Genomic DNA, 15,461 nt, shown 5'->3' with positions numbered 1-15,461 from the left:
CCGCCTCCACCGGCGACACGGCCTCGATCCGCGCCCCCGGCGTCGCCATCGACGCCAACGACCAGGACGCCAGCGTGCGCCTGCCGGGCATCAGCATCGACGCCAAGGGCGACAACGCCAGCGTCCGCATCGGCGGCTTCCACATCGACGCCAACGACAGCACGGGCAGCGTGGACATCCAGGGCGGCGGCGACGGCGACAATGTCAGCGTCCGCGCCCAGAACGACAGCTCCGAGGTTCGCGCCGTGTCCGGCGGCGAGGCCACCCGGGCCAGCTGGATCCTCACCGACAACCGGCCGTCGGCCGAAGGCTGGCGCCTGGTCGGCTACGAGGCCCGCGGCCCCGTCGGAGGCCCCCTGGTGGTCGCCACCGTCCGCTCGCGCGACCGCAACCGCGGCCGGGTCTTCGACGACGCCCGGGAGCTGGTGACGCTCAACGTCGGGGAATAACGCCCCCGGCGCCCTTGATCGCGCCGTCCCGATGGGTCACGACGTGCGGCCACGCACTGGATACCGTCTTGGCCGTCTCTTCCCGCTCCTCGTCGAAGTCTCCCAGCAAGCAGCCCCGGGCCTGGCAGCGGATGCTGTCCGGCCGCAGGCTGGACCTGCTCGACCCCTCGCCCTTCGACATCGAGATCGAGGACATCGCCCACGGCCTGGCCCGGGTCGCCCGCTGGAACGGCCAGACCACCGGCGAGCACGCCTTCTCGGTCGCCCAGCACTCCTGCGTGGTCGAGGAGATCGCCGCCCACATCCAGCCGGGCCTGGAGCCGAAATGGCGCCTGGCCGCCCTGCTCCACGACGCCTCCGAGTATGTGATCGGCGACATGATCTCGCCGTTCAAGGCCGCCCTGGGCATGAACTACAAGGCCTTCGAGGCCCGGCTCGAGGCCGCCATCCACCTCCGCTTCGGCCTGCCGCCCAAGAACCCGGTCGAGATCAAGACCCTGATCAAGAAGGCCGATCGGGCCTGCGCCTACTTCGAGGCCACCCAGCTGGCCGGCTTCAACAGGACCGAGTCCCTGGCCCTCTTCGGCGCCCCGCCCGCCGGCTACGACCTGACCATCGACCCCCTGCCCGCGCCGCTGGCCCAGCAACGCTACCTGGAGCGCTACCGCGTCCTGGCCGAGGCGGTCGGCCTCGTCCCCGCTCCCGACGCCTGGCACACGGAATAGCCATGGCCGAGCAAGGGGTCCGCATCGGTCTGTCGGCGGTGGTCATCGCCCTCCGCGACGGCCAGGCCTGCGTCCTGACCACCATCGGCGACGACGGCGCCTGCGCCCTGCCCTTCGGCCCCTTCGACCCGGCCCGCGACCGCACCTTCGAACTGGCGCTGCGGGCCTTCGTCACCGCCCAGACCGGCTTTCGCCTGGGCTTCGTCGAGCAGCTCTACACCTTCGGCGACCTGGGCCGCGGCAGCCCGCGCGCCACCGCCCGGTCCGGACGTCATCGCGAGGTCTCGGTCGGCTACCTGGCCCTCACCGCCGACGCCGCCGACGTCCCCCTCGCCGAGGCGCGCTGGACGCCGGTGCTGGACATCTTCCCCTGGGAGGATCGCCGCGACGGCGCGCCCGGATGCGTGCCCCTGCTCCTGGAGCGCCTTCTGGCCTGGGCCGCCGGCGATCCCCGCCGCCTGGCCCGGGTCGAAACCTTTCGCCGCCGGCCTCGGCGCCGCTGGAACGAGGGCCGGGGTCCTGGAGCGCTACGAACTGCTCTACGAGGCCGGTCTGGTCGCCGAGGCCGCCCGCGACCAGGACCGCCCCGTCCCCGACGCCGCGCCCGGCGTGACCATGGCCTCGGACCACCGCCGCATCCTGGCCACCGGCCTGGGCCGCCTGCGCAGCAAGCTGAAGTACCGCCCGGTCCTCTTCGACCTGATGCCCGCGGCCTTCACCCTGTCCGAGCTCCAGGCCGCCGCCCGAGGCCGTCGCGGGCCTGTCGCTGCACAAGCAGAACTTCCGCCGCGGCGTCGAGCGCACCGGCCTGGTCCAGCCCACCGGCCGCCTCTCCGCCGCCACCGGCGGACGCCCCGCCGAGCTGTTCCGCATCGTCGAGGGCGACCTCACGACCGGCGAGGCCCTGGGCCTTCCGCTTCCCGCCTTGCGCTGACGATTTTCGTCATTTCGGCGCTTGCGGCGCACGCCCTCCCCCATTAGAGAAGCCGCTCGCTCGACCAAAGCGTATCGGCCCCGCGGAGAGGTGGCAGAGTGGTCGAATGTACCGCACTCGAAATGCGGCGTGCCTTTACGGGTACCGTGGGTTCGAATCCCACCCTCTCCGCCACCGCCCTGTTCGCCGCTGTCCAAACCGGACAAGAATGCCCGGTTAACGGTAAGTAATTCCTCGCTTTACCCACTACCGCTGTCCGCCAATGCGTGCCAGAATTCGCCGCAATCCGCGACCGGCGCGGGGGTAGACATTGCGGGCAGTCGATCGTCTCTCGGCAAGGGCGGTGGCCAGCCTGAAGGAGCCTGGAAAATATCCCGACGGCGCTGGGCTCTACCTCCAGGTCGCGCCGGCGGCTCGAAATCCTGGATCTTTCGCTACCGGGTCGGTCCGCGCGAACGCGAGATGGGACTGGGCTCCCTGCTTACGGTGTCGCTCGCTGAAGCGCGAGAGGCCGCTCTGCAGGCCCGCAAGCTCCGTCACAAGGGCATCGACCCCATCGAAGCCAGGCAGTCGGCTGACCTTGAGAGAAAGGCCGAAGCGGCGCGAGCGATGACGTTTGACGAGGCGGTGACCGCCTATCTGAAAACTCGCACGGGAGTTCACGAGAACGCCAAACACGCGGCCCAATGGCCGAGCACGCTGAAAACCTACGCGTCACCGCATTTCGGAAAAGTTCCGGTGAATCGCGTCGATACGCCCATGATCATCGGCGCGCTGGAGAAGATCTGGACGACCAAAACGGAGACCGCCAGCCGGGTACGGGGACGGATCGAGCGTGTCCTCGATTGGGCTACGGTCAGCGGCCTTCGGCAGGGCGAGAACCCGGCTCGCTGGAAGGGTCATCTGGACATGCTCCTTCCGGCCAAGAGCAAGGTCGCCAGGGTCGAGCACCACACGGCCCTGCCTTTTGGGGAGGTCAGCGCCTTCATGGAGACCCTCAGGGCCCAGGCCGGCCACGCCGCAAGAGCACTGGAGTTTACAATCCTCACCACGGCGCGGACCAGCGAGGTTATCGGGGCCACCTGGAAGGAAGTGGACCTCGACGCCGCAGTCTGGACCGTGCCCGCGGAGCGCATGAAGGCGAAAAAGGAACATCGTGTGCCGCTGTGCGCGAAGGCCGTGGCGCTGTTGAGGTCGATATCAGCGGGCGGCGCCGATACGCCGTTGTTCGAAGGTCAGCGCGCCGGTCGGCCGCTCAGCAATATGGCCATGCTCAAGATGCTTGAACGCATGGGACGGAAGGACCTGACGGTCCACGGGTTTCGCAGCACCTTCCGGGACTGGGCCGCTGAATCCACCGCCTACCCCAACGAAGTCGTCGAGATGGCTCTGGCCCACACGGTCGCCAACAAGGTCGAGGCAGCCTACCGGCGCGGCGATCTGTTCGAGAAGCGGAGGGCTCTGATGGAGGATTGGGGGAAGTATGTTTCCAGGAGCCAATAACCGGTCACCCGACGATTTTTGCGACGATCCGGTTCAGTTCGATGCCGAGTTCGAAAGGCAGCTGGGCCTCTGTCTGTCGGGCAAGCCGAACAGGGCGGCGGAATGGATCTTCGCCAAAGGTGAACTCCAGCTCCGGGTGGCGGAAGTCTTGATATCCGGAGAACACGACCCGGCGTTGGCGCCTCGGCACTCCCTTACGAAGGCCGAGCAAACGAGAAAGAGGAAACAGATCGAGATAGCCGGCCGCTATCTAGCGGTGCTGACGGAGTTTCAGCAACGGACAGGCGCCCACCCGGACCTGGCTCGACTGTTCGGCATGATCGTTCCGATGGCCTTCGCCACAGGCATGGCCTGTCATGAAGTCTCTCAGCGAAATCAGGAGCTGCTCGGCGGCCAAGCCTACCTCGAGGCGTGGAAATCTGCGCGCGCAAGGACGGCAAGGCGCTCTGCATCCATGCGGGCCAGCTGGAAGGAAAAGCTCACCCCGACGCTCCAGCTGTTTCTGAAGAACTATCGCGGAACCCACACCTATACCGCGATGGCCAGGCGGTTCCTCGCAGAGAACCCGGCCATCGATCGCAAGGAAAGGCCCATCCGTGAGCTGATCCGGTCGGTGCTCGTTAAGAAATCGGACACCACCCTGGATTCCCGTTCGTCGACGAACGGTTGCTGACAACGGCCCCCCGCTGCGTACTTGTGTCGTCGCCTCAAACCGGAGACGACACTCATGCAAACCCTTCCCCCGCCCTCTGTGGCCGCTCTGACGGTCAACGAGTTCTGCCGCCGCTATTCCGTGTCGCGGACCACCTTCTACGATCAGGTGAAGGCCCGCCGCCTCGAAGTTCGGAAGGTCGGCCACAAGTCGATCGTACTGACCGAGGAGGCTGAGCGATGGCTGGCCGCCCTGCCCTCCTCCTCCGGTCCTCGCGGATCGACGGAGGTCTCGCGATGACCGGACCGAAACCCTCGCGCAAGCTCCACAAGGAACGCCTCAACATCCGTCTGTCGAACGGGAGCGCGGAGTTCCTCCGCCTCTACGCCAGCAAGACCGGATGCACCATCAGCGAACTGACCGAGGGGATCATCGGCGAATACCGCGCCACACAGGAGAACTATTTCATCAAGAGCGCGGCCTATTTCGGCTTCATCAACGCCGCGCTCACCACCATGGTGGTCACCCGGCTGTTCGAGCCGCAGAACGTGCTCACGGACTCTGTCGATCGCATCAAGCTGGAGATCTCCAAGGAGGCCAGCCGGCTTTTCGGGGAGCAGCCCCCCGCGCCGTTCCCGGACGATTGCTCCTGGTCGGGCGACGACCGCCTCTGGCGGCTCCATCAGGCATTCGCGGCGCATTACCTTCGGCGAACGGGGGATCTTCCTCAGATCCACAACATGCGATGATCTCGACCGCTCAGAGGTCGGTTCAGCGTCGTTACAACCGCCGCCTGAACCTTGCGCTGATGTTCCTTTGGGGGCTTGTCCTGCTGCGTACTGGGCTTGTCGCGCTCGGCTACGCCGTGTTGGCGCTCATCGGGGACGTCCAGACCGTGCTTGGGGCGCCGTTTCCAGACACGCTCCAGACGCGCCATCCGGATGGGCTCATGATCGATCTCACGGTGGCAGACCTGCGGCAGGCCTGGTGGGTCGCGCCACACCTCGCAAGGGCGGAACAGTTCTTCGCCCTTGGCGCGCTTGGGTCCCTGCTGTTCTACATGCTGAAGGAGCTCGTCATGCTGCGCTACAGAGCGCGGCACGACCTGGTTCTCAATGCCCGTCTCGACCAGGCGATCGACACCATTGAAGACGTCGTCACAAAGCAGTGGCCTTCCCTCCTCACCCGGGCCGTCATTTGGGTTCACAGTCGGTCGGAACGTCTGTTGGTGGCAGCAACGAGACGCCGACTGGCCGTGTCCAGGACACACGTCTCGCGAGACCACACGCCATCTCACATCGTTGCGGATGTGACCCCAGATATGAGGGACGTACCGACTGATGGTTCTGGGCAGAACGAGCCCGCCTTGGCGGCTAACGATGCCGTCATAGAGCCCGACATCGCAAGTGAGACCGAGCGCGACACTGAGGCCAGCGAACCGCCCTCATCGGATGTCTCATCGCCGCCTTACCCAAACACGTTTTTCACGCGGTTTTGAGCGTTGCGTTGCAAAGCGGAGCCAAGGGGGAGCCTGCGCAACACCCTGATCTGACTTGCCTTTTCAGAACCACCCACAGAATGGCGAGTTCTGGCGCCGCTTTGGCGCCAACAGACGCGACTTTTTCTCCCATAGCTTCAATAACTTACCGAAACCGCAGGTGTGCGTAGGGTGTGCACCGTTCTCAGCAGAACGGTTTCTCTAGAGAGGCCCCGCCCGGGAGCGCATTTCTTGAACGTGAAAGCGCGACCTATGATCGGCCCACTCGCGCCTCTAGGCCGGCGGAAACAGCTCCTACTTTGGCGTTGAAAACGGCCCGCCCAGAGCCAAGTGTCGAGAACAAACCGACCCCTCAGCAGCTATCCGATGAGCTGCTGCTCGAACTGTCGGTTGAGCAAGACGATGAGGTATCGCTGACCAACGAGATCGCCGTCACCGTGAGCACCGTGCCGTCCTCCCGCGCCGAAGCAGAGTTCTCCGACAATCCGCTTTTGGACACCTCGTCGGAATGTTGGACGCCACCAAGCGCTAGGGCGAAAGCTCCAACGATAACCAGGATCGCGATGCCAATCAGAATTAGCATGTCGAATACGGACTCCTTCCTGATTTGCGACCAGTTGAGCGGCGTTCAAAAATCCTGATCTGTCGCTTCGACGACCGCAGGTTCGGGCCGTCCGTCCGGATTCCGGGCGGGAGCCCGAGGGCCTGAAGCTTGGCTGGCCCTTCCTCCTTCCAAAGCTCCGAGAACAGCGTGGGCGCCCCGTCCGGATCGGCCTGCAAACCTACTACGCAGTCGTGGAGATACTCGAGTTCGGCCACCTCGTCGTAGAGAGCCCAAGGCTCCTCCATGGCCTCATGAAACCGCGACTGCCGTGAATATCTCAAGCGGCTCCGCAAGTCGTCCCAACGAGCTTGCAGCTGAGAGAGCCGTTCCCTGGCGCCGACACGCTGGCTCTGCGGCAAGCTGAGGTCCAGGTAGCTTTCGATGGTCGCCTCAGCCCCACTGCACGCCCGTTGAACCGCCGCGATGTGGCGGCTGAGCCATTGGCGATGAATGTCAGCGAGCAGGCGTCGATCCGTATGGTCGAGCCAAGGTGAAAGGTCGACGGCAATATCCCCGTGCCACCCGGCTTCTTTCTCCACGAATAGATGCTGGCCGAGGATTTTTAGACCCTGCTCAATGGTGTCCTGATCTTCAGGAAAGTCAGATGTCTGAAAGACGATCCGACGATGATCGTAGGGGGATGCTCGCAACCTCCGCATCCACAGAAGCAATACCTGCCGGAACGTGCGACTGGCGCTCTCCGGCAATCCGGCCACCGTCGCACGCCGCATGAGCTCCAGCGAGATCAAACGGAGAAGTTCATCGAGCTCGGTCCCTGCGAGATGAGATCCCGCGCCGATGACCGATCCGATTGGCCCATAGTCCTCGCCCAGAGAGTCCCGCTCGCTCATCAAATGCCGCCGCACAAATCACACTGATAGTGTGTAGAGCCGAACAGCGGCCTGCCGCAACCAAGGGCGTGGCAAAATCCCCAGATCTTCTGGCACTCGGATTGCGCGTCCGATCAGCGCGGCAGATCGCTGGCATGAGCCAAGAGGAACTCGCACACCGTTCCGGCCTGCATCGCAACTACATCGGTGGAATAGAGCGTGGTGAACGGAATGTAGGGGTTCTGGCGCTCGTGGAAATTGCCCGTGCGCTGAAGATGGGCCCAGCAGCTTTCTTTGAGAAGTGGCCGGATTCGGCGGCTGAACGTCAATAGGTCCCTGGAGCAGGCATGGCGATGTCCGCTTTCGACCCATTGCGGACATCGGCGATAGCCCACAAGCTCGCGTGATGGGAACAAAGTTCAGCGCCGAAGACGCCGGGGCCTATGAGGCTCTTGACCGCCTGCTATTCCGGCAGTGGGATCCGATTGGCGTCTATGAAATGGACGGGCCTGAAAACGAGTATCAGGCTTACCTGCCGCGCTTCTGGGAGTTGGTGCGGTCCGGCTCGTCAGAAACGGATATCGTCCAGTATCTCGCTGAGATCGAGCGAGATCGGATTGCGTTCGAGACCAGTGACGAGCATCGGCTGGACATCGCTCGGAAGGCAGTCGCTTTGGTGGCCGCGTGGAGATTACCTGTCCGACCGTAGCAAATGGTCAGAAACCCGCCGTGCAGCGACCGTCTGCTCCCGACCCATTGCGGACATTCAGGGGCGCGCCTCTGCTTCTCGGATCATTTCGTCGAGAACTTCGCTGGATACTGTTGAGGTCCTCGAACGCGGAGCGGTCGCTCTTTGGTCGCCATTGCCCTCGCCACTGATCCGGACGCCTCCATCAGTCTTGGAAAGCGTGAAGACGAATGGCATCGCCGGGTTGCCCCGGGGCCGAGACCACAATCAGCGTCCGCCGGTCTGCGCATCCGTAGGTCAGCCACTCGGTGCCGCCGAACGAGCGTTGTATCGGCCCCGCCATGGGCCCAGATGTGCCTCGGCTTGAACGACGCCTTGGGGCCGATCAGACTGCCGGCGTTTCGTGGGCGCTTGGGTTGGATGAACAAGTCAGACTGGCGCATGGCCAACCTCCATCGAGGTCGCCCTCTGTCGCTGAAATGTACTCCTGCCGCTGCCTTCCAGCGCCAGGAGCTGGCCGGGTCGGCAGGCCTATCTTCGGCCACGCAGCCGCATATCAAGTATCGCGCGGCGCGGACGCTGGGCGGCGTATAGGAGCCGTTGGCGGCCAGTTTATCCCTGCACAAGTTACCGCCGACGTCCGTTCTGGAAACCTCTGCCGAGATAGGAGTTCGTTTAGGCTGATCGTCCCATAATGCCTTGGGGGCGCTTTGAACGAGGTCAGACGCCCGATGTCGATAAGCCGCATCCTGATCGCCGACGACGATCCCCTCTTGCGGGCGCTGCTGGTCCATCGGCTTTCGGCTGAGGGCCATGAAATCATGACCGTGGAGGACGGCGCCCAGGCGTTGGCGATGATCGGGGAGCAACGGCCCGACCTAATCGTCCTCGACGCCCTGATGCCGGTGATGGACGGTTTCGAGGTTCTGCGCCGGATCAAGGCCGGCGGCGTAACCCACGCCCCCGTGATCATGCTGACCGCGCTGAAGCGCGAGCAGGACATCGTTGGCGCCCTGCGATTGGGCGCTGCGGACTATCTGGTGAAGCCCTTTATCCCCGACGAACTCGGCCATCGCATTCGCCGGTTGCTCCAGTCGGACCCGGCCGAGGGAGCCGCCCGTGATCGTCGCGCCTGAACCGGCTCCGATCGTTCAGGCCGATCCGCAAAGCCTCTACCGGTCCGCGGTGGCGGACCGGGTCGCGGGCCGGCCGGAAGCCGCCGTAGCCAAGCTGGAGCAGGTTCTGGCCGCCCGACCCGAAGACGTCGACGCCCGCCTAAACCTCGGCCTGGCTCTTTTGGCGCTGGATCGTCTCGATTCGGCCGAAACGGCCTTTCGGGGCGTCGTCGAACGGGCGCCGAGCTATGCCGAGGCCTGGGCTGGGCTGGCCCGGATCGCGCAGCGGCGAGGTGATCTGAATGCGGCGCGGGGACTGGCCGAACAGGCGCGCCGCGCCGCGCCCGAAAGCGCCGAGATCGCCGCGCTGCAGGGGGCGCTCAAGCCCACGCCGGAGTGGCGGGTGGACCTTTCCACTGCCCGTAGCCGGCTTTCCGGAGGCCTGCCAGACTGGACCGAGACCCGGCTGTCCGGTTCGCGGCGCCTGGGCGCCGGCTGGACCGGCGGCCTTACCGTCGAGGCCACGGAGCGGTTCGACGACAGCGACGTCTACCTCGAGGCCCGGCTGGACAGGACCTACGGGCGCGGCGCGGCCTACGTCGCGGTGGGTGGCGCGTTCGACGCCGACTACCGGCCCGAGCTCGCTCTGCTGGCCGGCGGGGAGATGCGGCTCGTCGGCAAGCTGAACGCCACGCTCGATGCCTCGATCGCCCGCTATCCGACCGGCACGGTCACCGGCGTCCATCCAGGTCTGGCCACGGATCTCGCGGGTGGTCGCGTCCGGGCGGCGGCGCGGTGGATCAACCTCTGGGACGAGAACGACGACTACCGGAACGGCTGGGCGGCCACCGCACGCTGGCAGGCGGCGGACCGGTTCGCGCTGCAGCTGGGCTACGCGGACGCGCCCGAATCCTCGGACGGCGCGACCGTAGACGTGAGCGCATGGAACGTCGGGACCGAAATCGGCCTCACTGACCGCCTTGTGCTCCGGCTCGGCTATCTGGCGGAAGACAGGGACGCCTACGACCGCGAAGAGTTGTCGCTCGGCCTCGGCTGGCGGTTCTGATGAGCCCCTTACCGCTTATCTGGTCGACTTCGCTGGCCCTGGCGGTCGCCGCCCTGATCTGGATGGCCGGCCTGATCGTCGGCCGGCTCCTGAGGGAGCGCGCCGAGGGGATACGGGAGCGGGATAAGAGAGCGATCCAGAAGGCCTTCCTCGACATAATGAACGGGTCCGGCGACGCGATCGCGCGGCTGAGAAGGGTCCAAGGACGGGCGCGCCTGATGGCTGAGACGCTTCTGGAGGTGATCTCCTTGGTGCGGGGCGCGGAACGGGATCGGCTGATCTCCGCACTCGCGGCCTTCAACGTCGACCACGTCTTTCGCCAACGATTGTTCCGCGGCTCTTTCGCGGGCCGGATCGCCGCGGCAGAGGCCCTGGCCGTCTTTCCGGGGGTCGGTTCCGCCACAGCGCTGCGTCAGGCGCTGGCTTCGGAAAGAAGGAGCGAGCTGCGCGTCGGCGTCCTGAGGTCGCTGATCGAACTGGGCGAGCCGCCCTCACTCGCCGAGGTGCTCGCCGATGTGGCGGGCCGCAGGGCGTCGGACTCCTTGCTCTATCTGCCCCTGATCGCCCGGCTGGTGGCGAATGATCCGATGACGGCGCTGAGAGCGTTCGGCGACTCGCGGCTTGCTATCGAGCCTCGCGTCATCCTCGCGGAAGCGCTTGGCACCAGCGGCGACTACCGCGCCCTCGAACCTCTTTGCCTGGCGACACGGGCACCTGATGTCGAGCTGCGCATCGCTTGCATTCGGGCCTTGGGCATGTTGGGCCACCCCGGCGCCGAAACGGCTGTCCTTGCAGGTCTCGACGACCAAGTCTGGATGGTCCGCTCCGCCGCGTGCGAGGCCGCCGGACGCATTGGCCTTCGCTCCTCAATCCCGCTTCTGGCGCGTCAGCTCCGCGATGAAGTCTGGTGGGTCCGCTTCAGGGCCGGTGAGGCGCTGGCGGCGCTCGGGGACACAGGGCGGGAGCAACTGCAGATGGTTGCTGCGACCGGAGACGACTTGTCCCGGCGCGCAGCCTCCATGATCCTGGCCGAGCGCGGCCTGGCGGCGGCAGCCGCCTGATGGAATCGATCATCCCCATTCTCACGCTGATGGCCGAGCTGATCGCGCTGTTCGTGATCGCCACCGGGCTGCTCCAGAACGGCATCTATCTCATCCAATTGGGACTCGCGGCAGCGGCTCTGATCGAGACCCCGCCAGCCGCCTCCGGGGGTCTGCTGTGGCGGCGCTATTCGGACGCCGCGCCGCCCATCGCCCTGCTCGCCCCGGCCTACAACGAGGCCATGACGATCGCCGAAAGCGTCCGTTCCCTGCTGTCTCTGCACTACCCCAGCTTCGAGGTGATCGTCGTCAACGACGGTTCGCGCGACGAAACCCTGCAGGTCCTCATCGATACGTTCGAGCTGCGGCCGATCCACCGCCACTACGAGCTGGCCATCGACCACGCACCGATCCGCGGTGTGTACGGCGCCAAGCACCAGCCGCGTCTGATCGTCGTGGACAAGGAGAACGGCGGCAAGGCGGACGCCCTCAACGCCGGCATCAACGTTTCGCGGGCGCCGATCTTCTGCTCAATGGACGCCGACTCCCTGCTGGAGCCCGACGCCCTGCTCCGCGCCGTCCGTCCGTTCGTGGAAGACCCCGAGCGCACTGTGGCGGTCGGCGGGACGGTGCGGATCGCCAACGGCTGCACCATTTCGCACGGCCGGGTGGTCGAGGTCCGGCCGCCTCGCAACCTGCTCGCCCTGCTGCAGACGGTTGAATACCTCCGCGCCTTCCTGATGGCGCGGCTGGCATGGAGCCGGATCAACGCCCTGACCATTATCTCCGGCGCCTTCGGCCTGTTCCGCCGCGCCCGGGTCATCGAGGCCAGGGGCTACACTCACGGGACCGTCGGCGAGGACATGGAGCTGGTGGTCAAGCTCCACCGCCTGATGCGCGACAAGGGGCTGCCCTACCGTGTCGCCTTCGTGCCCGAACCGGTGTGCTGGACCGAGGCGCCCGAAGACCTGCGCGTCCTCGGCCGCCAGCGGGCGCGCTGGCATCGCGGGGCGCTGGAAACCTTCGAACGTCATAGCGACGTCCTGACCAAGCCTCGCTATGGCCGGCTTGCCGTGGTCGGCTTCGGCTACATCCTGCTGGTCGATGTGCTAGGCCCCATTGTCGAGCTTCTCGGCTATCTCCTGATCCCGATGTTCTGGGCGGCCGGCGTGCTGTCCATTGAGTATCTGCTGGCCTTCGTCGCCGTCAGTTTCACCTTCGGCGTGGTCATTTCCGTCGGCGCTCTGGCGCTGGAGGAGTCCGAGCTCCGGCGTTTCCCCCGCGCCCGCGACTTGGTGTTGCTGACGGCCGTCGCTGTGCTGGAAAATTTCGGCTACCGCCAGCTCAACAACCTCTGGCGGCTGCGCGGCGTCTGGCAGTACCTCCGCCGCAGCCAATCGTGGGGCACAATGACCCGCAAGGGCTTTGCGCCGGCCAAAGGGGCGGTCGGATGACCAACCCTGACTTTATCGAAGTCGAACGCCAGCGCCTCGGTGCCCTCTATTCCTTGCGCCTGCTCGACACTCCGCCGGAGCCGCGTTTCGATCGCCTGACCCGCCTGGCGGCCAGCCTTTTCGAAGTGCCGACCGCCCTCATATCCCTCATCGACGAAGATAGGCAGTGGTTCAAGTCGCGACACGGCATGGAGCTCTGCGAGACGAAGCGCGAAGACGCCTTCTGCAACCGCGCGATCCAGATGCCGGCTGGCAGCGTGATGATCGTTCCCGACGCCACGCAGGATTCCCGGTTCGCGGATAACCCCTACGTCACCGGACCGGACCATATCCGCTTCTACGCCGGGGCCGTGCTGTCGACCTCGGAGGGCCACAACCTCGGCACCCTCTGCCTGATCGACATCAAGCCGCGGACTTTCGACAAGGCAGACGAGGAGCGCCTACGGGAACTCGGCGATCTGGTTTCGGAACAGATCGAGGTGACGGCCGAACGCCTCGTGGCCGAAGAAAAGCGGCGGTTGCTCGAACTGGCTGAAGCGGTGTCGCGCGTCGGCCATTGGCGCTGGCGGCTCGACACCGGCGAACTGGACTGGTCCGACGAGGTCTACCGCATCTACGGTCTCCCGATCGGCAGCCCGGTGACCCGTGACGATCTGAGCGGCTTCTATTCGACGGAAGAGCGGGCCGACCGCGACGCCTTCATCCGTCGGATTCTGCGTGACGGCAGCGGAGAAGAGTTCGAGACTTTCGTCCGCCGACCGGACGGGGCGACCCGACGGGTCGTGTTGAGCGCCCTTCGCCAGATGACGGATGAGGGCCGTGTCGAAGCCCTGTTCGGAATCGTCCAGGACATCACCGAGAGACACACCGTCATCCAGCGACTGCGGCGCAGCGAGAGCCGTTACCGGTTGCTTGCCGATCATATGGACGACGTCATCACCCGCCTGCGTCCTGACGGCCGCAGCAGCTACATTTCCCCCGCGGTTACGCGGTTGCTCGGCTACCGGCCCCCTGAAATGGCAGGCCGCCCGGCGCAAGACTTCGTCCATCCCGAGGACCGGCCGGCGCTCCTGGCCGCCTTCCAGAAAATGGCCGGCGGGTTGAAACGCTGCACCCTTCAGCAGCGCGCCCTTAAGAGGGATGGTGGATGGGTCTGGGTAGAGACCAGTTTCCAATCCGTGACGGGCACCGACGGCGAAACGGTCGAGGTCATCGCCGTTATCCGCGACATCTCCGAGCGCCGGCGGCTCGAGGAGGAACTTCGCCTGGCCCTCGGCGAGGCCGAGGCCGCCTCCGAGACTAAGTCGCGGTTTCTGTCGAACATGAGCCACGAACTGCGCACGCCATTGACCAGCGTCATCGGCTTCGCTCGCATCCTGCAATCGCGCGACGGCCTCGGCCCGGTAGAACGTCAGTGCGCCGACCGCATCCATTTGTCGGGCGAGGTGCTGCTTTCGATCATCAACGACATCCTCGACTATTCGAAGTTGGAAGCGGGAGCGGTGACGCTGGAGGCTCGTCCTTTCAAACTGTCGCCCCTGTTTCGCGAGGCCGCGGAGGTCATCCTCGGCCAACTCGAGAGCAAGGGCCTCTGGTTCTCGCAGGACGTCGCACCCGCCGTCCCGCCTACCCTCGTCGGCGATGCCGGCCGCCTGCGTCAGGTTCTGCTCAACTTCCTCGGCAATGCGGCGAAATTCACCGAGAAGGGCGGCGTCAGCCTGTTCGCCGACGCCGTCCCGGATCCTAAGGGCGGAGTCGTGCTGACGGTCAGGGTCTCCGACACCGGAGTCGGCATTGAGCCCGAAGCGGCGGAGGGCCTGTTCGAACGTTTCGTCCAGGCGGACCAGTCCACCAGCCGCCGCTTCGGGGGCACGGGTCTCGGCCTCGCCATCAGCCGGGAGCTGATCGAGCTGATGGGCGGCCGGATCGGCGTCAGCAGCCTTCCGGGGCAGGGCTCGACCTTCTGGTTCGAGGTCCCTCTCGGCCTGCCGGAGTAGTGCGATGTCGAAACTGATCGTTCTGCACGTCGATGACGACACGAATATTCGGGCTCTCACCGCCCTTGCGTTCGACCTCGCGGGCGACACGGTGGTCCACTCGGCTGCCTCAGGCGCGGAAGCGCTCCGGCTTCTAGCGGACGGTATCCGGCCGGACCTCCTTTTGCTGGACGTCATGATGCCCGACATGGACGGTCCTGGCCTGTTCGACCGGATCAGGGCCGGACCGGACGGCACTGCCGCGCCGGCCATATTCATGACCGCTCAGACCCAAGACCATGAGCGCGCGGCGCTCCTCGCGCGGGGCGCAATTGGCGTGATCATTAAACCGTTCGACCCGATGACGCTCGGAGCCCAGGTTCGAACTCTTCTGGAAAATGCCTTGTGACGGATCCGCTGGAAGCTCTCCGCGCGCAGTTCATCGACCGCTGTCGGGCCGACCTGACCAGACTGGAGTCACTCCCGGAAGACGCCGATGAAGTGACCCCTATTGTTCATCGTCTCGCCGGGGCCGCAGGTTCGTTCGGGTTCCCGGAAGTGAGCAAGGTCGCAGCGGAGATCGACCTCCGAACGAGAAACGGCATTCATCCCTCTGGCCGTGAACTCGACGACCTGAAGGCGAGCCTCAGAGCCGTCATCGAGCAGGCGCTCTACGTTGGGAGCGCTCAGGGCGCGGTCCTTTTCGGTCGCAAGGCTCATCCTCATCGTCCTCCCCAAGGCGACTGAGAACTCACCCCAAGGCGGTTTGCGATCTGTAAAAGTTCCTGTCCGTTTGCGGCAGACTTGCGCCAGAAGCGGACATTCGCGCCGAAGCAGAAAGCGGACGCTTACGGCGCCTGAGGATCGGGCCGCCCTGGACGAGGCTGCGACGTCGTCCACTTCGATGCCGAAGTACAGTAGCGGCCC

16 protein-coding genes, 1 tRNA gene and 2 pseudogenes are annotated in these 15,461 nt (G+C 65.6%); 18 read left to right on the top strand and 1 reads right to left on the bottom strand.

The genetic code is table 11. The features are described from left to right. From AC2W7C_RS04155 to AC2W7C_RS04115, 9 genes and pseudogenes are all read left to right on the top strand, one after another. Nucleotides 1-449: pseudogene (locus AC2W7C_RS04155) on the top strand (methyltransferase type 11); the annotation flags it as partial. A 131-nt stretch (nt 450-580) separates the two neighbouring features. Next, entirely contained in the window at nt 581-1,174 is a 594-nt protein-coding gene (locus AC2W7C_RS04150; RefSeq protein WP_486000310.1) for a YfbR-like 5'-deoxynucleotidase, read from the top strand. Between the two features lie 2 nt (nt 1,175-1,176). After that, nucleotides 1,177-2,108 (top strand): annotated as a pseudogene (locus AC2W7C_RS04145) (NUDIX hydrolase). 84 nt (nt 2,109-2,192) lie between these two features. Continuing rightward, nucleotides 2,193-2,282 (top strand) — tRNA-Ser (locus AC2W7C_RS04140). 288 nt (nt 2,283-2,570) lie between these two features. Further along, complete coding sequence (locus AC2W7C_RS04135; protein ID WP_486000309.1) at nt 2,571-3,611, top strand: tyrosine-type recombinase/integrase; 1,041 nt, start codon at nt 2,571-2,573, stop codon at nt 3,609-3,611. Beyond that, complete coding sequence (locus AC2W7C_RS04130) at nt 3,592-4,284, top strand: hypothetical protein (protein ID WP_486000308.1); 693 nt, start codon at nt 3,592-3,594, stop codon at nt 4,282-4,284. The genes AC2W7C_RS04135 and AC2W7C_RS04130 overlap by 20 nt, the downstream gene beginning before the upstream one ends. A 54-nt stretch (nt 4,285-4,338) precedes the next feature. Next, the gene (locus tag AC2W7C_RS04125) at nt 4,339-4,563 is read left to right on the top strand and encodes a helix-turn-helix domain-containing protein (RefSeq protein ID WP_486000307.1); all 225 of its coding nucleotides are present in this window, start codon (nt 4,339-4,341) and stop codon (nt 4,561-4,563) included. After that, nucleotides 4,560-5,012, top strand: coding sequence for a hypothetical protein (locus AC2W7C_RS04120; protein ID WP_486000306.1), 453 nt, complete (start codon nt 4,560-4,562; stop codon nt 5,010-5,012). The genes AC2W7C_RS04125 and AC2W7C_RS04120 overlap by 4 nt, the downstream gene beginning before the upstream one ends. Next, nucleotides 5,009-5,761, top strand: a complete 753-nt coding sequence (locus AC2W7C_RS04115) for a hypothetical protein (RefSeq protein WP_486000305.1) — start codon at nt 5,009-5,011, stop codon at nt 5,759-5,761. Before AC2W7C_RS04120 ends, AC2W7C_RS04115 begins: the two co-directional genes overlap by 4 nt. Nucleotides 5,762-6,337: 576 nt before the next feature. On the opposite strand, the gene AC2W7C_RS04110 is transcribed toward AC2W7C_RS04115, so the two are convergent. Further along, nucleotides 6,338-7,216 (bottom strand): hypothetical protein, encoded by an 879-nt coding sequence (locus AC2W7C_RS04110; protein WP_486000304.1) that lies wholly within the window; start codon nt 7,214-7,216, stop codon nt 6,338-6,340. Nucleotides 7,217-7,245: 29 nt separating this feature from the next. Here AC2W7C_RS04110 and AC2W7C_RS04105 point away from each other — a divergent pair, with 29 nt between their 5' ends. The 9 genes from AC2W7C_RS04105 to AC2W7C_RS04065 all read left to right on the top strand — a co-directional run bounded on the left by AC2W7C_RS04105 (nt 7,246) and on the right by AC2W7C_RS04065 (nt 15,281). After that, the gene (locus tag AC2W7C_RS04105; RefSeq protein ID WP_486000303.1) at nt 7,246-7,527 is read left to right on the top strand and encodes a helix-turn-helix domain-containing protein; all 282 of its coding nucleotides are present in this window, start codon (nt 7,246-7,248) and stop codon (nt 7,525-7,527) included. Nucleotides 7,528-7,601: 74 nt separating this feature from the next. Next, nucleotides 7,602-7,904, top strand: coding sequence for a hypothetical protein (locus AC2W7C_RS04100; RefSeq protein ID WP_486000302.1), 303 nt, complete (start codon nt 7,602-7,604; stop codon nt 7,902-7,904). Between the two features lie 710 nt (nt 7,905-8,614). After that, nucleotides 8,615-9,019: a response regulator transcription factor gene (locus tag AC2W7C_RS04095; RefSeq protein WP_486000301.1), complete on the top strand. Its 405-nt coding sequence runs from the start codon at nt 8,615-8,617 to the stop codon at nt 9,017-9,019. Beyond that, nucleotides 9,003-10,064, top strand: coding sequence for a YaiO family outer membrane beta-barrel protein (locus tag AC2W7C_RS04090; RefSeq protein WP_486000300.1), 1,062 nt, complete (start codon nt 9,003-9,005; stop codon nt 10,062-10,064). Before AC2W7C_RS04095 ends, AC2W7C_RS04090 begins: the two co-directional genes overlap by 17 nt. After that, nucleotides 10,064-11,125 (top strand): HEAT repeat domain-containing protein, encoded by a 1,062-nt coding sequence (locus AC2W7C_RS04085; RefSeq protein WP_486000299.1) that lies wholly within the window; start codon nt 10,064-10,066, stop codon nt 11,123-11,125. Before AC2W7C_RS04090 ends, AC2W7C_RS04085 begins: the two co-directional genes overlap by 1 nt. After that, entirely contained in the window at nt 11,125-12,558 is a 1,434-nt protein-coding gene (locus tag AC2W7C_RS04080; protein WP_486000298.1) for a glycosyltransferase family 2 protein, read from the top strand. Before AC2W7C_RS04085 ends, AC2W7C_RS04080 begins: the two co-directional genes overlap by 1 nt. Next, nucleotides 12,555-14,555 (top strand): GAF domain-containing sensor histidine kinase, encoded by a 2,001-nt coding sequence (locus AC2W7C_RS04075; RefSeq protein ID WP_486000297.1) that lies wholly within the window; start codon nt 12,555-12,557, stop codon nt 14,553-14,555. The genes AC2W7C_RS04080 and AC2W7C_RS04075 overlap by 4 nt, the downstream gene beginning before the upstream one ends. 4 nt (nt 14,556-14,559) lie before the next feature. After that, a complete protein-coding gene (locus tag AC2W7C_RS04070) occupies nt 14,560-14,943 on the top strand; it encodes a response regulator (protein ID WP_486000296.1) in 384 nt (127 codons plus the stop codon). After that, entirely contained in the window at nt 14,940-15,281 is a 342-nt protein-coding gene (locus AC2W7C_RS04065) for an Hpt domain-containing protein (RefSeq protein WP_486000295.1), read from the top strand. The genes AC2W7C_RS04070 and AC2W7C_RS04065 overlap by 4 nt, the downstream gene beginning before the upstream one ends. Nucleotides 15,282-15,461: the final 180 nt, after the last annotated feature.

This window comes from Brevundimonas sp. CURTG3B2_SDJG (assembly GCF_057364705.1).
Note: the sequence above shows the minus strand (reverse complement) of the source record. Positions and strands in the feature narration are given on the sequence as shown.

Excerpts from the sequence above, each read along its gene's own strand:
- AC2W7C_RS04080 (WP_486000298.1), top strand. The coding sequence starts at position 11,125 with ATGGAATCGATCATCCCCATTCTCACGCTGATGGCCGAGCTGATCGCG.
- AC2W7C_RS04125 (WP_486000307.1), top strand. The coding sequence starts at position 4,339 with ATGCAAACCCTTCCCCCGCCCTCTGTGGCCGCTCTGACGGTCAACGAG.
- AC2W7C_RS04070 (WP_486000296.1), top strand. The coding sequence starts at position 14,560 with ATGTCGAAACTGATCGTTCTGCACGTCGATGACGACACGAATATTCGG.
- AC2W7C_RS04100 (WP_486000302.1), top strand. The coding sequence starts at position 7,602 with ATGGGAACAAAGTTCAGCGCCGAAGACGCCGGGGCCTATGAGGCTCTT.
- AC2W7C_RS04110 (WP_486000304.1), bottom strand. The coding sequence starts at position 7,216 with ATGAGCGAGCGGGACTCTCTGGGCGAGGACTATGGGCCAATCGGATCG.
- AC2W7C_RS04130 (WP_486000308.1), top strand. The coding sequence starts at position 3,592 with ATGTTTCCAGGAGCCAATAACCGGTCACCCGACGATTTTTGCGACGAT.
- AC2W7C_RS04095 (WP_486000301.1), top strand. The coding sequence starts at position 8,615 with ATGTCGATAAGCCGCATCCTGATCGCCGACGACGATCCCCTCTTGCGG.
- AC2W7C_RS04115 (WP_486000305.1), top strand. The coding sequence starts at position 5,009 with ATGATCTCGACCGCTCAGAGGTCGGTTCAGCGTCGTTACAACCGCCGC.
- AC2W7C_RS04120 (WP_486000306.1), top strand. The coding sequence starts at position 4,560 with ATGACCGGACCGAAACCCTCGCGCAAGCTCCACAAGGAACGCCTCAAC.
- AC2W7C_RS04150 (WP_486000310.1), top strand. The coding sequence starts at position 581 with ATGCTGTCCGGCCGCAGGCTGGACCTGCTCGACCCCTCGCCCTTCGAC.
- AC2W7C_RS04135 (WP_486000309.1), top strand. The coding sequence starts at position 2,571 with ATGGGACTGGGCTCCCTGCTTACGGTGTCGCTCGCTGAAGCGCGAGAG.
- AC2W7C_RS04085 (WP_486000299.1), top strand. The coding sequence starts at position 10,064 with ATGAGCCCCTTACCGCTTATCTGGTCGACTTCGCTGGCCCTGGCGGTC.
- AC2W7C_RS04075 (WP_486000297.1), top strand. The coding sequence starts at position 12,555 with ATGACCAACCCTGACTTTATCGAAGTCGAACGCCAGCGCCTCGGTGCC.